A 20933-nucleotide genomic window follows, 5' to 3' on the forward strand; every position below is an offset into this window, starting at 1 on the left:
TGGGAATGGACGCTGCCCCGAGCAAGTGCTCGCAAGATGCCCATTAGGTTGAGGTTTTTAGGAGTCATAGAGCTTCCTCCTCTTCGACGGTTGGCACATTCTCGGCATCATTCTGTTCCGCGTCCGCCGGATTCTCTTCCGATGTCACGTGGTGCAGTTTCCACAGCAAGCGGTGAGCATCTCGGTAGCGGGGGGCCAATTCCAACGCCATCAGTGCATGGTGTTTCGCGGGGAAGGACTCGTTTTGTTCGTCGTAGGCATTGGCCAGACGGAAGTGCAACGCCGCGGGATCCACCGGATCCAATGCAAGTAACGCCGACAAAGCTTCCACCGCCAAATCGTGGCGATCGAGTTTTTCGGCGGCGGTCGCGGATGCGAGATGGAATTCGGGCAGCAAGGGCTGGATCGCGAGCGCCTGCTGCGAGGCGTCCAGAACGTTTTCCCATTGCTCTTCAGATTGGCCAATATTGATCCAACGCCGCAAAGCCGGCAAAGCATCGCTGGATTGTGCCAAATTGTCTTGAATCGCTCGGATTTCTTGGCGGTCATGGCCTAATTCACGGTGGGCTCGGGCCAGCCATTCCAGCGGACCGCCGCGTTCGCCAGTGAGCACGCCCAATTGCTGCATTCGACAAAGCGGGATGAGAGCCTGTTCCCACTGCTCTCCTTCGATGGCGCTTTTCGCCAGTTCTCGCAGGCCCCAGTAGTTGGTCGGGTTCGCTCGAATCCAACCTTTCCAAGTCGCCAAATCACCGCTTTCGGGCAGCGTGTCGCGTGACCAATCGACCAGGCTTCCGAATTGGTTGGCTCGTTTTTTCGCGTAAGTATCGAACTGAGCGTCGAGTCGTTGCAGCGATCCAGTGTGCCGGGTCAAGGCATCGTTGATCGGGATGCCCGCCGACAAATCATCAAGCACTGCCAGCAGAGCGTCATGACCATGTTGTTCGATCAGAAACTCGATCACCAAAGACGATTCGTAGTAAGCGAATTGCAACGCGATCGCGGATGGCGGCGAAAGGAACGCCGCGCTCAAGTCGCTGACCGGAGTCAGATCGTCCGAGAGCAGCATCGATCGGTATTGAGGCGACATCTTCTCGCCCCACGACGGATTGCGTTGGCGTTCTTCGTAGACCGAGATGCCTTCGCTGAGCCAACGTGGCATTCGGTTGTTGGTTTTCTCCAGCGTGACCACGTGACAGAACTCGTGCCACAAAACGCTTTTCCAGTTCGATGGCCGTTCGCCTTGGGACGCGGGGCTGTTCGCCGTGATGACTCGGCCGAAACAAACGCCCAAGTACCCTGCCCCACCCGGCAGACCAAACGTGCGAATGGCAAAGTCGTTTTGGTGCGGGAAGATCTCGACCAAGATCGGTTTGTCCGGCATCACGTCGTACTTCTCGCACAAGACTTGCTTGGCATCCAAAAGCAAGTCCATCACGGCATCGCCATAAAGCTTGGCTTCTATCGCGTCCATTCGGACTTGGATGCCGTCTTGCTTCAGCACAGTGAACTTCGCGGTGCGGTCGCGTAGCGTCATCAAGTTGTACGCAACCACATTGTATGGATCTGCTTTGGCCACCTCCCCCGCGATTTCCCAACCGATCTCTTCCTCGCCCAGTCGCAGCATGTCTTGCGCGAGTTGAAAGCTGGCGGCCAAGTGCAACGGATCGGAGTCGAGTGCCAGGTTTTGATACGCGGCACCTTCGGCAAAACGATACTTCTCAGAAAGCTTTCGACCGATCAGGTGATCGACGTTTGGGTTTTGTTCCCAGGTCGACAAGGCCGCGGCACGCATCAATTTTTCGACGTCGTATTCGCCTCTTAAGTGCGAGATGACCGCCATCAATGCCCATGCCGATGGTTCATGTGGATTGATCTGAAGCATTTGGTTCGCGATGTCTTTGGCCTCGTCGTATCGTTCGCGATCGATTGCTCGTTCGGCCAACCATTGCAGCGAAGGCAGATGTTGTGAGTTGATGCGAAGTGCGATTGCAATTTGTTCGCCAGCGGCCTGGCCATCGCTAGATTCCAACGCCTTGGCCAACAAATGATGCAGGTCGGGAGTTTCTTCCTCCAATTTCAATGCTTCTTGAAGCGTGTTCGCAGCGACCTGGAAATCACCTTTTCGAATCGCCAGTTCGGCGGTGGCCAAATAGGCGTCCAGGTATTCCGGGTCGCGGTCACGCACCCGGTCATAGAACATTTCCAAAACCTCGCGAGCGTCTTCGCCACGTCCCGTTAGAAAGCGACCCGCGGCGATCAGGTTGTCGCGAGTGATGTATCCCGCGAAAGCACGTTGCATTTGTGCGAACAAGTCCGCTTCTGCCGTGCCGACTTCATCGTGCAAGCCATTGAACCGCAAAACATCCAGTCCCATGTACCGCAGTGCGATGCTGGTCGGGTATCGCTTCAGGGCTTCACGATAGGTTTGCAGAGCGTCGGCGTAGTCACCTTGAGTGAGTTGGCACTGGATCAACAACCGCGGCCAACGTTCGCTCCAGACGCCTCGCTCGACTTCCGCTGCGGCAGTCGTTGCGGCGGCGTCGTACTGGCCGTTTCGAAATTGCTGCACCGCGTCGTCGTAACTGGCCGCGAAAACGGACGCGGGTGTGAGAGATGCTGCAAACAAAATGCAAACGACGAGCAGACAATTGGCTGTCGCAGAAACGGCCCGGCGGAATCGGCCATTTGGCGAATGAGAACGATGGCCGAGGGCGATCACTTCGAGAAGCTGATCGTCGCGTTGGTTGTCAACAAGGAAGCGAGATGCATTCACTAGGACAGGTCTCATGCTTTGGTGCGTGGTTGGGAACGCAGGCGGGAGAGATCGCATTTGGAAATCATCGGTAGGATGATTCTACGCTCTCAGCAACCCGCTCGCACGGATGAAACCCTCCGAGACGCAACCGGTTCCGCTGGAATCGCTACACTGCCGTTGGTGTGGCACCTTCTCGACGCGTTCAATGGCGTTGTGGGCGTGCAGTCCGACGCTGTTCTCTTTTTATCACCATGACCTGAAGGATCTCACGATGAGTGAAAGACGCTATTCCCTCGACCGCTTCTTGGAAAAAACGCGGGACAAAGACCTCAATCAGGGACTGTTTGAACTGGAATCGGACCGAATGTTGGACATCAACCTCAACGGCGAGGTGTGGACAAAGATGGGTTCGATGATCGCCTACACGGGCAATGTGAAGTTCGAGCGGGAAGGAATTCTGTCGCAGGGATTGGGCAATCTGCTGAAGAAAGCGGTCTCCGGCGAAGGCACGGCGCTCACGAAAGTCAGTGGCAAAGGCTCCGTTTTCTGCGCCGACAGCGGAAAGAAAATCACCATCCTCGAGCTGCAAAACGAAGCGATCTGCGTCAACGGAAACGACCTCCTCGCGTTCGAAATGTCATTGAACTACAACATCAAAATGATGAAGAAGATGACCGCGATGTTGGCCGGTGGGTTGTTCAACATCCGCTTGGAAGGCACGGGCATGGTCGCGATCACCAGTCACTACGATCCGATCACGTTGCCGGTCACACCTCATCAACCTGTCGTGACGGACCCGAATGCAACCGTGCTGTGGTCCGGGCAACTGGAACCTCAACTCAAGACCGATGTGCAGTTCAAGACAATGCTCGGTCGCGGTTCAGGGGAATCGTTGCAGTTTCTTTTCCAAGGACATGGCTTCGTGGTGGTTCAGCCTTACGAAGAAGTTGTGTTCCAAAACCAAAGTTGATTGAAACGTTGAAACTGATTTCATGGAACGTCAACGGCATCCGTGCCTCGATGGACAAAGGTTTTCGTGACTTTGTCGAGAGTGAACAGCCCGATGTGCTGTGTTTGCAAGAGACGAAAGCGGAGCCCGAGCAAGTCGATTTGTCTTGGGCGGATGAACTTGGATACCACCAGGTTTGGAACACTGCGACCAAACGTGGGTATTCAGGCGTTTCCACTTGGAGTCGCGTGAAGCCATCGAAAGTCACCAAGGGGTTGAACATCGAAGAGCACGACAACGAAGGCCGCGTGCTGACGACAACCTTCGATGACTTTCATCTGGTCAACGTGTACACGCCGAACTCACAGCGAGGCTTGGCTCGGTTGGATTACCGAATGCAGTGGGACGAAGCGTTTCTGGACTACGTCAAAAAATTGAATCGTCGCAAACCGGTTTTGTTTTGCGGCGACGTGAACTGCGCCCACAAGGAGATCGATTTGGCAAATCCGAAGGCCAATCGCAAGAACGCGGGCTTCAGCGATCAAGAGCGCGCGGGCTTGGACGCCATCACTGAGGCAGGGTTCATTGACTCGTTCCGGCAATTCCACGATGGCCCGGGCCACTATTCTTGGTGGACGTATCGAAGCGACGCTCGAGCCCGAAACATTGGGTGGCGTTTGGATTACTTTTGGGTTGCGAAGAAGTTTTGGGATCGTGTGGCCGATGCACAGATTCGCTGCGAAATTCACGGTTCGGACCATTGCCCCGTTGAGTTGACCCTGACGTGAAGTTGCCGCTGCCCTCCGTGCGAAAGCTCTTTCGAGAGCACTTCTCGGGTGAGTCACCGATTCAAATCGATCCAGGACAACGCGCGGCGCTGATCAAAGAGTGGCGAGCAAAGTTGGAAAAAATCGAGGGCGTGCGGTTGACCAATCACCCCGGCGATCGAGATTCGCGATCGCCGACTTGGGTGCGGTTCACGATCCCAGACCCAAATGCATCGCAGACGTATTATCGGTCCGACGAACTACGTTTGGAACGCAACGACCAAGGTGAACTCGAATGCGTGTTTGGAAAGTTTGATCGCGAAATCGCTGGCCCAATTAGTGACTTTGGCGAGGTGGAAAGCTTGGTGGCGGAAGTTCTCCGACGGTACGTCAAGCGGCACGCGGGTGAAGCAAAGCGTGCAAAAGTCCGTTCGATGAAGTCCAAGGCGATCGTCGCTCGCGTCAAGGCACTGGCCAAAGAAGAACAATTTGACTTCGCGACCAGCATGGACACGCAAAAACTGCGTCTGTTTGTGAAGTTATCGAGTCAACACATGATCGAGATCCACATCCCGTTCACGCGATTCGAGAAGGTTTTGCCGCAACTGCAAGAAACGATCCGGACGCTTCGGTCCCTGTACGACGACGGTTTGCGGTTCAAGATGATCGGATTTATGCAGGCCGATTGGCGAACCGAATGGATTCGGTACGAAGAGTGATTTTTGATTTTGATTTCCACGTTGATTGAGACATTCCTTTGGCTGTTCGAGTTGATGTTCACGAGTTGATTCAGTTGCTCGAAATCACTCCGCCTGATCAAAACATCATGTTGGTGGGGCGGCATGGAATCGGGAAATCACAAATCATCGCCGAGCACTTTTCGTCTCGCGGAATGCGCGTGGTGCCGTTCTTCCTGGGGCAAATGAGCGATCCGGGCGATTTGATTGGATTGCTTCACAAGGACGAGAAGTCTGGCCGAAGCGAGTTTCTGCCTCCGTTTTGGTGGCCAACGGGTGAGGAACCGATTGTGCTTTTCTTGGATGAACTCAACCGGGCTCGACCAGAAATCCTGCAATCGGTGATGGAACTCGCGCTGAACAAGACACTTGCGGGAAAACGCTTGCCAGAAGGCAGTGTGATCATCTCGGCGGTCAACGAAGGCGATGAGTATCAGCTGACCGATCTCGACCCCGCTCTCGTTTCGCGGTTCAACCTGTATCAGTTCGCTCCGACGGTCGACGATTGGTTGTTGTGGGCTGATCAACACAAAGTGGATGACCGAGTGACCGGATTTGTCCAGCAGCAGCCTCAGTATCTGGATGGCGAAGGGATCTCGCCCGCGGCGGAGGATGTGGATTCGATGTCGGGATTGGTTAAAACACCCGACCGCCGTGGATGGGCTCGCGTGTCCAATATTCTCCAAGGCGTCGAAACGATCGAACCGGTGCACGTTAAGCTGATTGCCGGTGTGGTGGGATCACCCGCGGCAATGGCGTTCCGCAGAAGCCTTGCCTCGCGATTGCAGGTGTCGCCCGATCAAGTGTTGTTGCGGTTTAGCAAGCACCGGAAAGCGATCGAGAAGATGGCTCTGGGTGAACTGCTGATGCTGAACGAACAATTGCTCGTTCACTTGGTGGGCGATCCTTACGACGATGCGGATCGAACGAGGGCTCTGAAAGGAATGCTGAGCTACCTGAAGCTGCTTCGCAAACGAAAGTTGGATGAAGCGGTCGCCCATTTGGTTTCCATGACGGATCAGCCGAAGTACGAACCGGCGATGGAGTTCTTTGCGGAGTCAATGGAGCTGACGACCTTGCTGACCGAATACGTCGACGGAATCCGAATTCAGTGAGCGACGCAGCGGCCTCCGGCAAAACCGAATCGAAACGAGATGCGAAGGCGCGGGAGCGAATCACTCGCATCGTTGAGAGTTGGTATCTCGTTGATCCGTTATTGTTTGCCGCTTGGACGCTGCACGAAGTCGTGGCCAAACCCGAGATCGCGACGCTGCGAGTGGCTCACGGTCGCGTTGAGTTCAATCCCGCGTTTATCTCGTCGCTCAAGCAAGACGAACTTGGCGATGTGCTTCGGTTCGAAGCGATGCGAATTCTGTTGGGGCATCCTTATGCCAGACGCCAACCCAAAACCGAACTGTCGTATTCGGCCAGCAACCTGACTGTGCAAGAATGCTTGCGCAGCAAGTTGCCGATGCCGCGACCACGGGAAGTCTTGGGCAGCGATACGCACGATCATCAGTACTTTGAATATTACTATCGGCAGCTCGCCGAACGGGAAGGCGATCGACCTGATCCGCCGGAGGATGCAACTCCGGAACCGGAGCAGCCGGAGGATTCAAAACCCGGGGAGGAGACGGGCGATACGGATGAAGTCCCGGGCGACGAATCAGGTGATGCTGGCGATTCGGGAAGCGATGCGGCGGCCGAGCGGAAGGACGAAACCGGTGCTGAGTCGTCGGTAGAAGCTGAAGGCTCCGCGGCCGAATCGAATGAGCCCACGCCCGATTCGCCTTCGATGGAAGACGCTGCGGACTCATCAGCGGGCAGTGACCTGGAGTCGTATGTTGATCCAAGCCAAACGGGTTCGGAAAACGCGGACCAGTGGGATGCGGATGATTTGCTGCACGAAGAGATCAAATCCGCCGTGGCCGACGCAGCCGAGAATGGTGGTTGGGGAACCTTGCCTGGGCATGCTCAAGAACGTTTGCTGGCAACGCTTCGGCCGCCATTGGACTACCGGTCAATCCTGCGGCAGTTCCGTCAAAGTGTTCTGTCGGTCGATCGCCGACTGACTCGAATGCGTCCAAGTCGCCGCTACGGATTCGCCCAGATGGGCAGCCGATATGACTTCACCACGCGGTTGCTTTTCGCGGTGGATGTCTCGGGCTCGATGAGCCACCGTGATTTGCAAAATGGATTCTCGATCATCAATCGGTTTTTCCAGTATGGAATTCGCTCGATCGATGTGGTTTGGTTTGATACGAAGGTTCGCTGCGAACCGCTGACGTTTCGGTCGGCGCGACGCGACATCAGCGTCACCGGTCGAGGCGGCACCGACTTGGGTTGCGTGACTCAGTTCATCGATGAGCATCGCGGCTACGACGGAATGGTCGTGTTCACCGACGGTGATTCGCCCCATCCCAAGCGGCCAACCAATCGGCACACACGGATCCTTTGGTTGTTCAACACCCAGGCGGCTTTCAGGAAGTCCGCTGCGGATTTGAAACCGCTCGGCCACGTCGCTTTCTTAAAGCCTTCACGACTCGGCTCGCCGGTTCATTCGACCTAGGTTTGCTGGCGAAGTGCGATCGCAGGGTGCAAGCCAAGCATGAATGTGAATTCGCCCGATTTCAACTTTCGCAGAGTGGCAGGATGGGATTGGTTGAGTTGACCAAGTCATCGATCGTGACGCCGCGGAAAGCTTCTTCGGTCGCGGCGTAGACACGATCGAGTTCTGCATGCAGCGGGCAAAGATCGGTGTGAGACTTCAGGCCGAGTGGGCACTTTCGAATTCGCTCGACCGGAGCAACCGTGTTGACGACGTCCAAGATCGTCAACGTGTCCGTCGGAACGCACAGCTCGTAACCGCCGCCGGGACCCGGGCGTGAGCGGACCAAGCCTGCTGCACCGAGGTCTTGCAGTACGCGCGTGAGGTATCGCCGAGGCACCTTGGTTTGCTCGGCCAAGTGATCCGCCGGGACTGGTTTTCCGACCTGGCTGCCCATGCAGGCGATGGCGCGAAGAGCGTATTCGGCGGTTTTGGAAAGCATAGTTGTTTGCTGTGAATTTGAAATCTACATGTTGAAATGCAGATATTGATTCTGTACAGTCAGGTGTACGAATAAGAGTTTAAGCTGGAACCCACGTACGAGCAATCTTCTATGGTCTCGCTGCATTCAAATGGTGCCGCTCCATCCGCCCTTGGCCGGTCAATTACCGCAGCAAAATTGCGGGTGATCAGTGGCGGGCTGTTTTGCTTGGTCTTTTGGATGGCGTCCTCGGCATCGGCACAGCCTGATTTTGAGCGTCCACCGATTGATTACCTCAATGCTGAGGTAAATGATCCCGTCGCCAGGCTAGCAAAACGCATCGAAGCGGGCGAAGTGGCACTGAACAGCGATCCAAGGTTTGGGTATTTGCCGTCAGTTCTCGAGGCCCTTGATGTGCCACTGAGTTCGCAGACGTTGGTGTTTTCGAAGACCAGTCTGCAGTTGCATCGAATCTCGCCCCGGCGTCCACGAGCGTTGTATTTCAACGACGACGTCTACGTTGGTTATTGCCAGCACGGTGATGTTTTGGAGTTCGCTTCCACCGATGCCAAGCAAGGTGCGATCTTTTACACCTTGTCCCAGTCCAAAGAAAAAGAACCCGAGTTCGTCCGGGACCGTGGCGGGTGTCTGTCTTGTCACGCGTCGTCGCGAACTCAGAACGTTCCTGGGTTTTTGATTCGCAGTGTTTTCGCCGATGCGGCGGGGCGTCCCAAACTCGGTAGCGGGACGTTCACGACGGATCACACCAGCCCGTTCGACGAACGTTGGGGTGGATGGTATGTCACCGGATCCCATGGCTCGATGCGCCACATGGGCAATGTGATTTGCTCCGATGAGGCTCATGAGTTGGACCGTGAAAGCGGAGCGAACCAGGACGATCTGGGGGAGTTTTTTCGCACGGATTCGTATCTGACGCCGCACAGCGATATCGTGGCGTTGATGGTGTTGGAGCATCAAACGCAAATGCACAACGCGATCACGGCGGCCAACTTCGAAACGCGGCAGGCTCTGCATCAGTCCTACCAAATGAATGAGTTGCTCGAACGCGAACCTGATTTCATCAGTGAGAGTGCGACGCGGCGGATTGACTCGTCCGCAGATCGAGTGCTGAAGTACCTGTTGATGTGTGACGAGTTCGCGTTGACCGATTCGGTTGCGGGGACCTCCACGTTCGCTAAAGAATTCGCGTCGATGGGCCCGCGAGATTCGGAGCAGCGGTCGCTACGTGATCTTGATTTGGAAACACGCCTGTTCCGATATCCGTGCAGCTATCTGATTTACTCCGACTCGTTCACGGAGTTGCCGAGCGAAGTGAAAGCTCGCGTGCTGGAGAAGCTGAAAAACATCCTGAGCGGCGACGATCAGTCGGAGACTTACCAGCATCTGAGCGACACGATGCGTCGTGAGATTCTAGAGATTCTCAAAGCGACCCATCCTGACTTTCAGTAGCTTGTGAAAGCGACGTGGCTGTGGCCGATCGCATCTTGGTTGGCCGCCGGTTGCCGAGGGTCCAGCGACGTCGGGCCGGCTTTCTGTCGGCGCAAAAAATAAGCCGCCAGCTTTTGCAAGCAGACGGCTTATTCAGTGACCCCTACGGGACTCGAACCCGTGTTACCGCCGTGAAAGGGCGATGTCCTAGACCGCTAGACGAAGGGGCCGGTCGGTTTGCCAACAAAAGCTGACGTGCCAACGAGGCGAGTATCAAACCAAGATCGCATGAAGGCGTCAAGGGATACGAGCGTCCGATTTGCTGTGCGACAACAAAAAAATTGTCAGGAGGCTGAATGTGCCTTCACGAACGTCCAGTGAGCGGGAAATTAACCTACGAAACGTCATTCGAATCTGCTGGTGCGTTCGCATCGAAGGCCTCGTTATTCCGCTGGATTGCGTCGTAGACTTCACGACGGTGAACTGGCACTTCGCGAGGAGCTTCCACGCCGAGGCGGACTTTATCTCCACGGATTTCCACCACAACGATTTTGATATCGTTATTGATGACGATGCTTTCGTTTTTCTTTCGCGAGAGTACCAACATGGCTCATTCCTTTTTGCGGCCGCCTGCCTCCTAGTTACAACTGCCTAGTCAACGACGAATAGTGGACAGGTTGTGGAAGGGAGTACGGACAGAGATCCTTGGTCCAACAACTCTAGGACAAAAAACGGTTCGGTCAAGGAAATCTGGGTTGACAAACAGTGAAAAATCTTTCGGTGGTCGCTTGTGAGAGGGGTTCAGATTGCAAAATACCCCGTTTTGCTAGCAAAAACGAAATTCGGCGTTCTAATTCATTCCCGACTCAATTGGCGATTTTCTATCCGATGACTGCAGCTTTTACGTTTCAGACTTACGTTTACGGACCTGATCGGGGGGCATTTGACGTGTCGATGGAGACCGTCGCAGGCCGATTTGAGGCACTGGAAGGACTGTTCTTTGAATGGGATGGTTCGTTTACCTGGGCCAATCAGTCACAAGGCTGGCAAATCGATGGCACCGTCTACGACAACGGTCAGGCCATTCAATACGTTGACTTGCATGGCCGTGGTTCATCCGAGGAAGGGCGCCGATTGTTGATGGAACGCCTGAGGTCGCTGTTTTCGGTGTTTGGAGAACTCTCCTCGCTCTCGTTGATGCGGATTCCCGATCGAACATGGCAAGATTTACAAGGTTTTGAAAAAGACGTCTGTTCGACCAACTCCGCTGAGCGTTGATTTATCAACGGCCAGAAAACGGGCGAATTCCGACGAATGCTGATTTGGTAGCATTTGCCGGCGATTTACACGGGAAATGCAAAACTTGTTGCGGTGCGGTTGAAACAGTTGGAACGTTTTTTCTGGTTTTCGGGCTTTTGGCATCCCGGTTGCATTAGCACCAATCCAGACGCCAATGCCTCGGATGGAGGCATCCAAATCGGTACCGGCGTCAACGTGGTACCGAGTCTTAAGAAAGCCCCGTTTCAGGAAGAATCGCAATGTTGACCGAAACCATGCCATCGCTCGAAAACGTCTCGATGATCTCAGCTGCATCGCAGAATGAGACAGCACCATCCGACGCCGAGATCACTCGCCGTGTCATGAAGATCCGCAGCAGCTGGAGTGTTGCAGAGCGTCTGCGTCGTCGTCGCGAAGCCGACGATCGCTTCGCCGACCTGCTCGATGCCTTGTCGGCCGACCACACCGCTGCCTGAGATGTAGATTTGTGCACGTCGCAAAATTGGCGACTGCACCAGACCGGTCCTCCGCGAAATGCGGCAGTCTGTTCCTGATTCAATTGGTGGCGTTTGCCCAAACGTCTGCGAAATGGGATCAACGAACGTGACCGGAAATGCCTTTTTCAAATCTCAGAATGTTGTTTATCCAATCCGACCGGAATTGAACGAACGGTATTCGAACTGGCTCCTTGGCCAGTAGAATATTGGTTTTCGTTCTTCAGGGATGTTATTGGATGATTCAAGCTCAAATTGCCATCGTGTTGGGCAAGCTTCCGAAAACCATCGGAGCGTGCGTCTTTGCGATCTTGTTGACCCAAGTTGTCGGAGGCTGCACTCGTCAGCCTTCTGCCGAGTCGACGGATTCTGCATCGGGGGCTCCATCTTCGGAGACCAACGAAGGTCAGTCCGAAGAGACGGATGAGTCGTCCCAGGATGACCTGATGCTTGTTGGAGACAGCAATGCTGCTTCGACGCCCGCATCACCAGCGATCAATGAGCCGACTGGCGCGACCGATCCGCAGCCAAACAAAGACAAATCAGCCTCGATTGACGTGCCGCAAAGCGTCACCTCTCAGCTGGATGGTCGACGGAAGCAACTCGCCCATGATTTGAAACCAGCGCAGCTCCGGACATTTCTCTCGGAAGCAGATATCGAGATGCGGATGATCACGCGTGGTGAGTCAGGCATCGAAGATAGTGCCACCGCATTCAACGAGCTGAAACGCATCGCGACTTGGAAACGAGAAGCCTCGCGTCGATTGATCGAACACGCGGACGCTACCGAAAAGGAAAAGGCGATTGGTCGCCAAGGTGAGCTGCAATCCCTTTCTCACTTGGCATCGTTGGGTGATCTGAAAGCGGCCGAGAGTCTGCAAACGCTGGCGGAGTCGTTGCAAGAGGACTCCGATCCGGACGTACGTTCAGACAGCCAGCTTGTGTTGATTGGTTTCGCGATCGAGGACCTGCGAAACGGAAAGGAAGGTGCTCCCAGTCGAGTGGTTTCTCAAATCGATCGATTGCTGCAATCCAGTTCCGCTCCCGACGCCGCGACGTTGATGGTGATGGGACAAGCCAAAGACGCGTTGCTGCAATTCGAACATGTTGAAGAAGCCGCACGGGTTCGTGCGATGATCCTAGAGGAATTCGTCGAGCCCGCTGAGGCGAACGCCGGCGAGTCCGGTGCGATGGAGGCATTGGTCGACATGGCCCGCCAAGTCGCTGGCCCCAATTTTCAGGTCAGCGAAGCGACATCGCGCGTTCAGCAGCTAATGCAAACCGTCATCAACGAGACGAATGAAGGCACCGATCCATCCAACTCCGCCGTGTCGACGAGTGATTGGAAAGCAGCGATCGAAGCCTTGGCCGATGAGCAACCCGATCTTCTGACGACTCAGTTTCTGGCGGGGGCAAGTTTGGAGGTGGAGACGGTCGGACGTGCGGATTTGTCCGAGGTGACCTATCAGGTTTTGGATGACAAGTTTGCCGCTATGCAAGACGATCGCGGGAGCGAGGCGAGGACCGCACTTCAGGCCCGTGACAATCGCGAAAAGATCATTGGCAAGACGTTTGATCCGGACCTGCTCAGCACAGACGGCGATGAGCTGTCGATGGAAGATTATCGCGGCAAAGTCGTTTTGATGCCGTTCTGGTCGGCCGCGTTCCCTGACTCGTTGTTGGTCGTCGACAACCTGCAAGCGATCGCTCGGCAGTACCCAGAAAACGTTGCAATCGTGGGAATGAACTTGGATGTTCAGTCGACAGACGTTCCCGCATTTGAATCTCGTAACAAAATTCCATTCCCGAGTTTTCGAAGTGTGACGGACCCGGAAGCTTCTGTTGCCAACTCCGTTGCCTACCGGTTTGGCGTGGTTTCTTTGCTGTTTGTGGCAGTGATCGACCAAGACGGCAAAGTGGCGGCCATCGAATTTTCTGGCCGAGATTTGACGCCGGTTGTCGAAAACCTTTTGCGTTGAATTAAGCTGGTTGGACGGACGAGCGCCGTGTGGCAATGAGAAACGACTCGTCTTTGTATCCGTCTGCTAGGTTGCGACCATGCAATTCATCGAACTCACCGGCAAATCGTTGTTGGACGTTATCAACGAAGGCGAAATCGACATGGGCCAGCTCCATGAAGCTGGCGTCAATGGTGACTCCATTTTACGAATCAACAAGTTCGGCGAAATCGAACTGAGAGATCGTCACGAATGGGTTTTGGTCGGCGGTCTGCTCGGGAATTTTGAGGACCGACTGCGAAGGATCACTCAGCTGGATTGGCTGTAGTGAAATCCTCACGAGATGGTTGATGCAGCGATTTAGCACTCGTCCATTCGTTGCGATGCTTGCCGAGTTCATGAGCCATGGTGTGAATCAATCGGCTTCCCTGCCCAACTGCTCGCGAATCTTTTGTAGCCGCGAGGCGAGTTCGGATTCGAATCCTCGCTCGACCGGTTCGTAGTAGCGGCGGTCGACGCCCAGGTAATCCAGCTTGGCCACACCTTCTTCGGTGTTGTGAGCAGATTTGTAACCGTCTCCATGACCGAGTTCTTCGGCTCCGGTGTAATGCCCACAACGAAGCATCTTCGGAACAGGAATGACCTGGCGATCTCGAACGTCCCGGCGAGCGGCGCTGATCGCGGAAGTCGTCGCGTTGCTTTTGGGAGCCAGGCTCAAGTAGGCCACCGTTTGGCTCAGCGTGAGTTGAGCTTCGGGAAGCCCGATCATCTCGCAAGCCTGCATGGCGCTGACTGCGATCATCAACGCTTGCGGGTCCGCATTGCCAATGTCTTCACTGGCCAAAATCACTAGTCGCCGGCAAAGGAAGCGAATGTCTTCACCGCCTTCGAGCATCCTCGCGAGCCAGTACAAGGACGCATCCACGTCGCTGCCTCGAATGCTTTTGATGAGTGCGCTGGCCAAATCATAGTGGTCGTCGCCGGTGGCATCGTAGCCAGCGATGCGGTTGGTCATGGATTCGGCAACGTCTTCTCGCGTGATCGATGCTTTAGGATCATCGTGGCTGTGCACCGCCACTTCGAGCGCCGTCAGGGCTTTGCGAGCGTCGCCATCTGAGGCCGATGAGAGATAGTCAATCGCGTCTTCGTCGATGGTAACATTCTGAGTTCCGAGCCCGCATTCTCGGTCTGTGATCGCCCGCTTCAGCAGACTGCGCATGTCATCGACGGAAACGGGTTCCAAGCCGAACAGTTGGCTTCGACTGATCAGAGCAGCGTTGACCGCGAAGTACGGATTGCTGGTTGTGGCACCGATCAGCGAGATGATGCCCGATTCCACATCGGCGAGCAGTGCGTCTTGCTGAGATTTGTTGAATCGATGAATCTCATCAATGAAAAGCAGTGGTCTGGGGTCGCCCGCCGACACGCGGTCGCGTGCTTTCGCAAGCACTTCGCGAACGTCTTTCACACCGCTGCTGATGGCATTGAGCGTGATCAGTTCGCTGTTCTGCTCCGACGCAATTAGGTGGGCAAGCGTGGTCTTGCCGGTTCCCGGCGGGCCGTGCAGCAGGATCGAGCCAACGCGACCACTGGCAATCAATCGCCGAAGTAGTTTCCCTTCGCCTAGGATGTGTTGTTGGCCGACAAACTCCGATAGCTTCTTGGGACGCATTCGTGCGGCCAAGGGCTGGGCAGCAAACAGATGGTCCGCTTCTTGATCGGCAAATAGATCCATGGTCGACATGACAATTCAAAGTGAACGGCGGGATGACCGCTCGCGAAAACGAACGAGAAGAGCAATGACAGGAACTGCAATCGCTGGAGTGGTAACGTTGGCGATTGTCGCACGTGTGGCGACTCTCGTCGACGATTGGGGACGAGATTGGACGACCAATCACGCCAAGTGGGATGATTCCGCCACGGACCCGCAAATGAGACCGATGCGATTGCATCAACGAATCGCGGACGTGCGAGCCGATCTGGAACGATGGGTGGAGTCCGAATCCATGTGGCAAATCGAATCGATGACCGATGACCCGATGGACACGTTGGCGACTGATCAAACGCAATCAATTCACTTGACCCGCCGGACAAAGTGGCTGCGATTTGTCGACGATGTCCACGTGCGTTTGACGGAGGACGTTTCATCCTCCGGTGACGTTTTCACGCGGGTCGGTGCGGAAAGTCAGTCTCGTGTCGGCAAAGGGGATCTCGGTCAAAACCCCCGCAACCTGAAGCATCTCCGCGAAGCCTTTTCAGCGGAGTGAGGGATGTGACCGTAGCGGAACTCGCCGAGAGTTTCGGCGATTGGGAGTTGGTTGGCCGAAACTCTTGGCGAGTTCCGCTACGGTTTTGACGACGTTCGCTGCAACGCTCAGTCGCTCGATCTGCTTTGGGGGCACGTCAAGTTGGGGGCCCGTCAAGCTGAGCGATGGGACCAGCGACTTCCTCAGCGAGCCACAAATTCTCGGAAGGCGGCGTTGAGTTTTTGGGTCGTCGGGCCGGGTTTGCCGTCGCCGATGACTCGGCCATCGAGTTTGACTGCGGGGATCACTTCAGCGGCGCTGCCGGTCAAGAAGCATTCATCAGCGACGAAGATGTCGTGACGCGTCATGGCTTCCTCCGCCACTTCGATCCCATTTTCGCGAGCGAGATCAATCACGGTGTTTCGGGTGATGCCTTCCAAAATTCCCGCGTCGATGGGTGGCGTGATCAAACGGTCGCCACGAACGATAAAGATGTTGTCGCCGGTGCACTCGGCAACTTCGCCCTTGGTGTTCAGCATCACCGCTTCAATGCACCCGGCCCGGATCGCTTCGATCTTGGCCATGATGTTGTTCAGGTAGTTCAACGACTTCACGCGGGGGCTGAGTGCGGCGGGGTGATTGCGGATGGTCGATGCGGTGATCAGTTCCAAACCTTCGGTGTAAAACTTCTCGGGGTACAACGAGATCGTGTCTGCGATGATGATCACTTGGGGATCTTCGCACGCGAACGGGTTGAGACCCAATTGGTTGCCGCCGCGGGTAACAAGCAAGCGAATGTAGCCTTCCGTCAAACCGTTTTTGGCAACGGTTTCGTTCACGGCGGTCGTCAGTGCATCGATCGCGATTGGGATGTCTAGCATGATCGCACGAGCACTTTCGTAGAGCCGTGTCATGTGGTCTTCGAGTGCGAAAACTTTGCCCGAGTAAATTCGCATGCCTTCGAACACGCCGTCACCGTACAGCAGCCCGTGATCATAGACGCTGATCTTGGCGTCTTCGCGAGAGAAGTATTCACCGTTGATGTAGATGGCTTGGGTCATGCCCGAAAACTCAGAGATTGAAAGGTGCGATGGATATGTATTGTCGGCGAGTGGGCGAACTTAGCTTTAGAATCCGGTTTCAGTCGACCGATGCGTTGGTGACCGCTCCGACCACGTCGGCATCAAAATAGTTGATGGACATGCCCGCATCGACCACGATCGATTGAGCGGTGATTCCACTGCTGCGTGGCGACAGCAAAAAGGCTGCCGTCGATGCGACTTCGTTCGTCGAGACTGCTTCCCCTCGTGGGATGACTTTCTCGGCGTACAGGTACGAATCGACGTAACCGGGGATTCCCGCGGAAGCACTTGTTTTCAGCAACCCAGCTGCGACGGCGTTGAAACGCACTTGGCTGAATCGGCTGAACGATTTGGTCAGGAAGGCCAGCGATGATTCCAGGGCGGCTTTGATCGGTGCCATGAAGCCATAACTTTCGCTGGCCATCCGCGTGGTGCTGATTCCAATCGTTACAACGCTGGCGTCGTTGGCGAGCTGATCTTTGATCGCATTGCAAACCGCGACCAAAGAGAACGCCGAAATGTCGATCGCCTGCAAGAACTGGCGGCGGGTGGTTTCGTGGAACGGACGGATGCCATCGCTGTAGTCGGCAAAGGCAATCGAATGAACCACGCCGGCAAGCGTCACATTGTCTCGCTGGAGTTCCGCTGCCATCGCGTCGATGTCTTTTTGTTGTTCGACGTCGCAAACGATCAGTCGACGGTCAGCCAGCAACTTGGCCAAGCTCTCTCGGCGAGCTTCACTGCGAACGGCGTAGATGACTTCGCCGCCGGCCTGTTCGATTTGCTTGGCGATGGCGAACGCGACGCTCTTTTTGTTGGCGACACCCATGACCAGAAATGTCTTGCCAGCCATTCCCAAAAAGTCCATCGCCGGAGTTGGTTCCGTGCTCACGATTTTGCATCCGAGTCAGGGGATCCGGCTGGTTGAGTTTGGGTGATGCTGCATGCGAACTCGAGCCGCGTGGTGACCTTCCCGTTGAGCAGCATTTTGCCGGTGAGGAAAAACGCGTTGGAAAGTTGCTCTTTGAGCGTCACGTGAATGTCGACGGTGTCGCCCGGCCGCACCATGTTTTTGAATTTCACACTGTCCATTCGAGTCGCCACGGGGACGAATTCGCCCACCGCGGGAGTGTGCTCAGACAGGAGAATCGCTCCGGCTTGTAGGCAGCATTCGCACTGAATCACGCCGGGAACCAGCGGATAATCGGGGAAGTGTCCCTGCACGAAGAACTCGTCGGCCGAGAACGTTTTGCGGGCGTGCAGCGTGTTCTCGGTGATTTCCACCACTTCATCCAGCAACAGCATGGGAGCGCGGTGGGGGATTTTGGCCTCAATTTCTTGTGGGCCAAGATGCCGAGTTTCGGTGGAGTCGTTGGGTGTGTTCATCCCCGTATCAAACGCCATTTTTGGGGCGATCGTCAAGGCCGGCGAAAGAGGGTTTGTTCACGTTCGCGAAGGAACGTCCGCCTCATGTGCGATGATCGGCAATACCGAGCCAGTCGTGATTCGGGCTGACCGGGATACAAGTGCGAATTGTGCCGCGAAAGGTTCGCGTGGAATCGTCGCGGAATTCGGTGATCCATTTGCATCGCCCCGGACGGGGCCGCTATCAGAGATCGGTCTCGGGGCACGTGTATTTATTGCAAAAGTTAAATTGACAAATGCAAAGTGCAAAATGCTGTTGGGATGAACGGGCCGCAAGCAATTTAAAATTTACAATTGCCAATTTAACCTTTTCAATCGAATCGCAGCAAAGCTTTTGGGCTCAGCCCAGCGGCATCAGCTTCGAGCGAACCTTGTCAGGCAAGCTTTCTAGCCATCGTCGACGAGTCGCATCGTCATTCCAAGCCATCAGGCCGATTGTGGTGGCGAGCAGCAGTGCGACATAGGGCGAGACCAACAGACTGACTGGTAGCAGTGAAAGCACGACCAGCGTCATGTCGACTTTGTATCCGCAGCCGATCATGGCAAGCCAAACTCCGCTCATCACAACGCCGTGGGAACAAAGCGTCGCGATCACGGCACCTTGCAAGCCAAACATCGGTAGCAGCCAAGCATTGAGTGCAAGGTTGCTAAGCAGTCCAGCTGCCATGGCGACTGGAACCCACTTTCCTTTTTCAACTGTCCAAAGGTAGTTCTGTCCGACGGTCACGAGAGCCGCCCAAGTGCAAAAGCACAGAGCCATCGGCATCAGGGTCATTCCGTCGGTGTAGCGGCCTTGCAGGAGAACGTTAAAAATCCAAGGCCCCAGCAGAATGGCCACCGCACTGCCGCTGGTGAACACGATCGAAACCGCCAGCAATGCGTCTCGCAATCGAGTCTGCACTGCTTCAAAACGTTTTGCTTCCCAGTCCGCTGACAAATACGGCAGCATGACACCCCCGATCATCGTTCCTAGGCTGAGCAGCACCATTGGGATGATTCGGCCGGAGTGATACTGGCCAACCGCGGCTTGACCCGCGATTTCAGCTGACAGCGTATCGGTGGCGGGAATGAAATGCAGAATCATGTATCGATCGGAAAGCTCAAACAGATTGCCGATCAAGTTCATCAACCAAAGCGCCGTCGCGTAAGGTGCCAGTCGACGAATCATGTCCCACAGGCCGAATGGAACATCGTCGGACGGCAGCGTTTCGTCCGCCGCAGTTGGATTGGTTTGTTCTTCTGAGTCTTGGAGGATCTGAGCCGATTCCCAAGAACGAACGAGTGACCACAAGCCCGGGATCGATGCGACTAAACATGACGCGGCAAACATCCAGATAACGCCAGCAAACGAACCGCCCGCGAGCAGCCACGCGACACTCAGTAGCGTGAACCCAACGCCCTGCATGAATTGCATGCACGAGACCATTCGAACTTGCCGGAGTGAGCCGTTCAGGTCGCTGATGAAGTTGTAGACGATCATCCCGACGACCGCTCCCGCGACGCCATAGATCAGTCGGTTGTCTTGCGGTTGCAAGAAAACGATCCATCCGAACCAATCGGGAAACCACAACATGGTTGTGACGAAAATGGATGTGCATGCCAGCGTCCCAATCGCGATCCGGCGCACAAACGGTGTGAGCGAACGCTTGAGGCGAAAGTGTTCGGTGAATCTCGGCAGCACGCCGGGGATCCCCAACAGCATCACTGGGGTGATCAGAGTGATGAATCCAAACGCCATCGACCAACGTCCGACATCGGTGTCGTCCATCAACCGGCAGAACGCCATCCCGCGAATGAAGCCGATCCCTCGGCCAAGCACCGTCATCGCCAGCATCACAATCATGCCGATCGCGAGCGAATCGACACGAAAGGTGGAACGAGGCGTCGTCGATTGAGCGGCTGAGTCGGCGGTCGACATCGGCAATTGGCTTCGTGGTCAGTTGAACGAATTCAGGCGTCGCGAGCGGAGCAGATTCGCGTGGACGCTTTTTTGTAATGGGCGGTTTCGAAAGAGTGGCTCGTTGATCGGTGGCACCTTGTTCACTTCATTGGTGAACCCCAAAGATCGTCGAATCTCGCGGTCGACGAGTCCGGTTGAAACGGTCGTGTCGATTTTTTCGCTGTAAAACGTTGACTGGATCGCTCAGTGTGCTATCGTGATAGCACACAGGTGCGGGGTGGCTGTTGCTGCCTCGGACCCCTCCTTCGGAGATGCCCATGTTCTTTTCCATTGACGCGGCCAGTGACGTGCCGATCTACGAGCAGATCGTCCGTCAGGTCAAGCTGGCTGTTGCCGATGGCACGCTGGTTGGCGGCCAAATGCTTCCCAGTGTCCGTCAGCTTTCTCGCGAGATCGCGTTGAATCCCAACACGATTGCGCGAGCCTATCGCGAGCTGCAGACCCAAGAAATCCTCAAGCCGCTGCGTGGTCGCGGAATGGTGGTCCGGCGAGATGCGATCGAAGCCTGCACGTCCGCCCGAGATGATTTGGTCGGAGATGGGGTTCGCCGAGCTCTGGCCGATGCGATCGCCGGTGGAATGTCACCCGATCAGTTGCGGGCGCTCTTTGAGTCGGAGCTGGCGCGATTGAGTGCGCCCCCCGCGGAGTCCAACTCGGACGAACCAAGCCTTGAATCTGTTTCTTCCTCCAACAACGAGCCGAGCCATGAATGAATTGGATTCCATTGAGCGTGAGCCTAGTCCACGGGAAGCGTCTGGCATGGCCTCGGATCGTCCTGCATATGATTCGCACCTCGGTCGG

General features: G+C 55.5%; 20 protein-coding genes and 1 tRNA gene. 12 read left to right on the plus strand and 9 right to left on the minus strand.

Annotated features, from left to right (window positions below; all coding sequences use genetic code 11):
* Window positions 1-64: 64 nt before the first annotated feature.
* Entirely contained in the window at window positions 65-2791 is a 2727-nt protein-coding gene (locus tag RE6C_RS14820; RefSeq protein ID WP_236618226.1) for a tetratricopeptide repeat protein, read from the minus strand.
* Window positions 2792-3029: 238 nt separating this feature from the next.
* On the opposite strand from RE6C_RS14820, the gene RE6C_RS14825 reads away from it, so the two are divergent.
* Genes RE6C_RS14825 through RE6C_RS14845 form a run of 5 tightly spaced genes read left to right on the plus strand, consistent with a single transcriptional unit; the run spans window position 3030 to window position 7780 of the window.
* Window positions 3030-3728 (plus strand): AIM24 family protein, encoded by a 699-nt coding sequence (locus RE6C_RS14825; protein ID WP_173401794.1) that lies wholly within the window; start codon window positions 3030-3032, stop codon window positions 3726-3728.
* 8 nt (window positions 3729-3736) lie between these two features.
* Window positions 3737-4495, plus strand: a complete 759-nt coding sequence (locus tag RE6C_RS14830; protein WP_236618227.1) for an exodeoxyribonuclease III — start codon at window positions 3737-3739, stop codon at window positions 4493-4495.
* Between the two features lie 17 nt (window positions 4496-4512).
* Complete coding sequence (locus RE6C_RS14835; protein ID WP_236618228.1) at window positions 4513-5193, plus strand: hypothetical protein; 681 nt, start codon at window positions 4513-4515, stop codon at window positions 5191-5193.
* Between the two features lie 38 nt (window positions 5194-5231).
* Window positions 5232-6326 carry an AAA family ATPase gene (locus RE6C_RS14840; protein ID WP_008657760.1) on the plus strand — a complete coding sequence of 365 codons (1095 nt, stop codon included), beginning with the start codon at window positions 5232-5234 and terminating at the stop codon, window positions 6324-6326.
* Window positions 6323-7780 carry a DUF2201 family putative metallopeptidase gene (locus RE6C_RS14845; RefSeq protein ID WP_008657762.1) on the plus strand — a complete coding sequence of 486 codons (1458 nt, stop codon included), beginning with the start codon at window positions 6323-6325 and terminating at the stop codon, window positions 7778-7780. The genes RE6C_RS14840 and RE6C_RS14845 overlap by 4 nt, the downstream gene beginning before the upstream one ends.
* A gap of 61 nt (window positions 7781-7841) precedes the next feature.
* On the opposite strand, the gene RE6C_RS14850 is transcribed toward RE6C_RS14845, so the two are convergent.
* The gene (locus RE6C_RS14850; RefSeq protein ID WP_007327055.1) at window positions 7842-8261 is read right to left on the minus strand and encodes an RrF2 family transcriptional regulator; all 420 of its coding nucleotides are present in this window, start codon (window positions 8259-8261) and stop codon (window positions 7842-7844) included.
* 111 nt (window positions 8262-8372) lie between these two features.
* Here RE6C_RS14850 and RE6C_RS14855 point away from each other — a divergent pair, with 111 nt between their 5' ends.
* On the plus strand, window positions 8373-9710 hold the full coding sequence (locus RE6C_RS14855) for a hypothetical protein (RefSeq protein ID WP_008657765.1): 1338 nt from the start codon (window positions 8373-8375) through the stop codon (window positions 9708-9710).
* A gap of 136 nt (window positions 9711-9846) precedes the next feature.
* Here the strand turns inward: RE6C_RS14855 and RE6C_RS14860 are convergent.
* Both RE6C_RS14860 and csrA read right to left on the minus strand, forming a co-directional pair.
* A tRNA-Glu gene (locus RE6C_RS14860) sits at window positions 9847-9919 on the minus strand.
* Between the two features lie 164 nt (window positions 9920-10083).
* Window positions 10084-10296 (minus strand): carbon storage regulator CsrA, encoded by a 213-nt coding sequence (csrA, locus tag RE6C_RS14865; RefSeq protein WP_007327053.1) that lies wholly within the window; start codon window positions 10294-10296, stop codon window positions 10084-10086.
* A gap of 281 nt (window positions 10297-10577) precedes the next feature.
* On the opposite strand from csrA, the gene RE6C_RS14870 reads away from it, so the two are divergent.
* The 4 genes from RE6C_RS14870 to RE6C_RS14890 all read left to right on the plus strand — a co-directional run bounded on the left by RE6C_RS14870 (window position 10578) and on the right by RE6C_RS14890 (window position 13747).
* A complete protein-coding gene (locus tag RE6C_RS14870) occupies window positions 10578-10967 on the plus strand; it encodes a hypothetical protein (protein ID WP_236618229.1) in 390 nt (129 codons plus the stop codon).
* A 260-nt stretch (window positions 10968-11227) separates the two neighbouring features.
* Complete coding sequence (locus tag RE6C_RS14880) at window positions 11228-11443, plus strand: hypothetical protein (RefSeq protein WP_008657771.1); 216 nt, start codon at window positions 11228-11230, stop codon at window positions 11441-11443.
* 257 nt (window positions 11444-11700) lie between these two features.
* Entirely contained in the window at window positions 11701-13440 is a 1740-nt protein-coding gene (locus RE6C_RS14885) for a TlpA family protein disulfide reductase (protein ID WP_008657772.1), read from the plus strand.
* Window positions 13441-13519: 79 nt separating this feature from the next.
* Window positions 13520-13747: a hypothetical protein gene (locus tag RE6C_RS14890; protein ID WP_007327047.1), complete on the plus strand. Its 228-nt coding sequence runs from the start codon at window positions 13520-13522 to the stop codon at window positions 13745-13747.
* A gap of 87 nt (window positions 13748-13834) precedes the next feature.
* Here RE6C_RS14890 and RE6C_RS14895 read toward each other — a convergent pair whose 3' ends face one another.
* On the minus strand, window positions 13835-15154 hold the full coding sequence (locus RE6C_RS14895; protein ID WP_008657773.1) for a replication-associated recombination protein A: 1320 nt from the start codon (window positions 15152-15154) through the stop codon (window positions 13835-13837).
* Window positions 15155-15218: 64 nt separating this feature from the next.
* Here RE6C_RS14895 and RE6C_RS14900 point away from each other — a divergent pair, with 64 nt between their 5' ends.
* Window positions 15219-15686 carry a DUF1499 domain-containing protein gene (locus tag RE6C_RS14900; protein WP_008657774.1) on the plus strand — a complete coding sequence of 156 codons (468 nt, stop codon included), beginning with the start codon at window positions 15219-15221 and terminating at the stop codon, window positions 15684-15686.
* A 182-nt stretch (window positions 15687-15868) separates the two neighbouring features.
* On the opposite strand, the gene ilvE is transcribed toward RE6C_RS14900, so the two are convergent.
* From ilvE to RE6C_RS14920, 4 genes are all read right to left on the minus strand, one after another.
* On the minus strand, window positions 15869-16726 hold the full coding sequence (gene ilvE, locus RE6C_RS14905; RefSeq protein ID WP_008657775.1) for a branched-chain-amino-acid transaminase: 858 nt from the start codon (window positions 16724-16726) through the stop codon (window positions 15869-15871).
* 79 nt (window positions 16727-16805) lie between these two features.
* Window positions 16806-17639: an enoyl-ACP reductase gene (locus RE6C_RS14910; RefSeq protein ID WP_008657776.1), complete on the minus strand. Its 834-nt coding sequence runs from the start codon at window positions 17637-17639 to the stop codon at window positions 16806-16808.
* Window positions 17636-18151 carry a 3-hydroxyacyl-ACP dehydratase FabZ family protein gene (locus RE6C_RS14915; protein ID WP_008657777.1) on the minus strand — a complete coding sequence of 172 codons (516 nt, stop codon included), beginning with the start codon at window positions 18149-18151 and terminating at the stop codon, window positions 17636-17638. The genes RE6C_RS14910 and RE6C_RS14915 overlap by 4 nt, the downstream gene beginning before the upstream one ends.
* 361 nt (window positions 18152-18512) lie before the next feature.
* Window positions 18513-20090: a lipopolysaccharide biosynthesis protein gene (locus tag RE6C_RS14920; RefSeq protein ID WP_008657779.1), complete on the minus strand. Its 1578-nt coding sequence runs from the start codon at window positions 20088-20090 to the stop codon at window positions 18513-18515.
* 299 nt (window positions 20091-20389) lie between these two features.
* Between RE6C_RS14920 and RE6C_RS14925 the strand changes: the two genes are divergently transcribed.
* Window positions 20390-20845: a GntR family transcriptional regulator gene (locus tag RE6C_RS14925; protein WP_008657781.1), complete on the plus strand. Its 456-nt coding sequence runs from the start codon at window positions 20390-20392 to the stop codon at window positions 20843-20845.
* The last annotated feature ends 88 nt before the right edge of the window (window positions 20846-20933 follow it).

Source organism: Rhodopirellula europaea 6C (genome assembly GCF_000338295.1).
GTDB lineage: Bacteria > Planctomycetota > Planctomycetia > Pirellulales > Pirellulaceae > Rhodopirellula > Rhodopirellula europaea.